The organism is Segatella copri (genome assembly GCF_003465495.1).
GTDB classification, from domain to species: domain Bacteria; phylum Bacteroidota; class Bacteroidia; order Bacteroidales; family Bacteroidaceae; genus Prevotella; species Prevotella copri_G.
Window position 1 is genome coordinate 1 of the sequence record NZ_QSAV01000102.1, and the last position, 1,783, is coordinate 1,783.

At 52.7% G+C, this 1,783-nt stretch carries 1 protein-coding gene; it reads left to right on the forward strand.

Annotated features, from left to right (window positions below; all coding sequences use genetic code 11):
* Window positions 1-1,729, forward strand: a 1,729-nt coding sequence (locus tag DWV53_RS15180) for a hypothetical protein (RefSeq protein ID WP_118155447.1), incomplete at its 5' end; no start/stop codon positions are given.
* Window positions 1,730-1,783: the final 54 nt, after the last annotated feature.

Sequence of the window (1,783 nt, forward strand, 5' to 3'; positions counted from 1 at the left end):
CAAGAACCTAGCAGCCTTCGACCTCTTCCGCAATGCGGCAGGTCTGAAGGACGTAGACATCAACACCCCAGGCTCGCGCCACTCATCGCTCCTGGCGATTATGAGCGCAGGCGCATCGAGAGTGATGCCCGAAGAGGAACTGAAGGCGGTGGTGGCACAGAAGATGCCAGCCTTTTCGCAGGAGCGTGACTGCCAGCAGCTCATCCACGATTTTTATGCGAAATATGGCGACAGTTCGAAGCCGATGTCGCAAGCCGTAATCCGCATCAATGCTCAGGCTGAGAAGTCATCCCAGAAGGATGCCGTGGCATTCAAATCCGCAAGTTCTGTGGGTTCCGAAGGCGGCACGGATACCAATGCGGAAGATGATAAATTAGCTCCGCCTCCGATGCCCGAACATCTCCCAAAACTCGTGGAGCTGCTGCTATCAAAGACCCCGGACGTCTACAAGCCAGCCGTGGCACACGCCATCTTCCCGCCACTTGCTACACACCTCTGCAAGACCACCTTCAAGTACATCGACAATGTGGAGCACGAGGCTACCCTGATGTGCTGTCTGCTGGCGGGTACGGGCGCAGGCAAGAACTGTGTGCAGATGCCCATCAACATGATTATGGAGGACATCAGGCAGCGCGACCGTGAGAACCTGCAACGGGAGAAGGAATGGAAAGAGGAGGTGACACGAAAGGGTGCCAACAAGGATAAGCGCAAGCGTCCGGAAAACCTCATCATCCAGGAGATAGATGCCGATATGACCAACCCGGCATTCGTTATGCGCACGGCTGAGGCTCAGGAACATTTCCTCTATACAACGCTCAACGAGATAGACCAGTTCGACGCCCTCAAGGGACAGGGCAACCAGCAGTTCAAGATTATGTGTCTTGCCTTTGATCCAGGAAACTCATACGGCCAGACTCGCGTGGGCACATCGAGTATCACCGAGCGCATCACCATCCGGTTCAACTGGAATGCATCAACCACCGTCCAGCTGGGGCAGCGATATTTCTCCAAGGTGCTCACCGACGGACCTATCAGCCGCATCAACTTCTGTACCATCCCGGAGCGGGAAATCGGTGCTGAAATGCCTGTATACGGCGAATACGACGATGCCTTCAGAGAGGCGCTCAGACCGTACATAGAGAATCTGTGCAAGGCGTCGGGTAGGATAGACTGTGCTGAGGCTTTCGCCCTGGCAGAAAAGTTAAAGGATGAGAACGCCGACTTTTCGCGCATGTCGCAAAACAGGGTGTTCGAGAATCTCTCCTTCCGTGGCAACGTAATTGCCTTTCTCAAGGCTTGCGTGCTATACGTTGCAAACGGCTGCAAATGGGAACCCGAAATAGAAGAGTTCACCAGATGGAGCGAGAGTTACGACCTGTGGTGCAAGATGATTTTCTTTGGCGCAAGCATAGCCAAGGCTAATGAGGTAGGAGAGAAATCGAGCAAGCGAGGACCAGCCAACCTGCTGCAGCAATTGCCTGACACCTTCACCTACACGCAGGCTGAAATGGTGCGTCTGCAGAACGACTTCGGCAAGAAGGGTACGGCGACGATGCTGAGAAACTGGGTGAACCGCCATTATATCGAGAAAATTCCTCCGAAGGGAGTAAATGCCGACGGAGCTGACGGAAAGCAGGGCGGAAAGGTGTTCAGTATTCAGTTATTCAGTTTTAAGAAGCTATTATTCCGTTCTGACGGACTCGACCTGAGATGTTTTAACGCAAAATAGTTTTCAAACTTAACACATAACATTCAAGCAAATGGAAATAGTATTAAAGCGTAT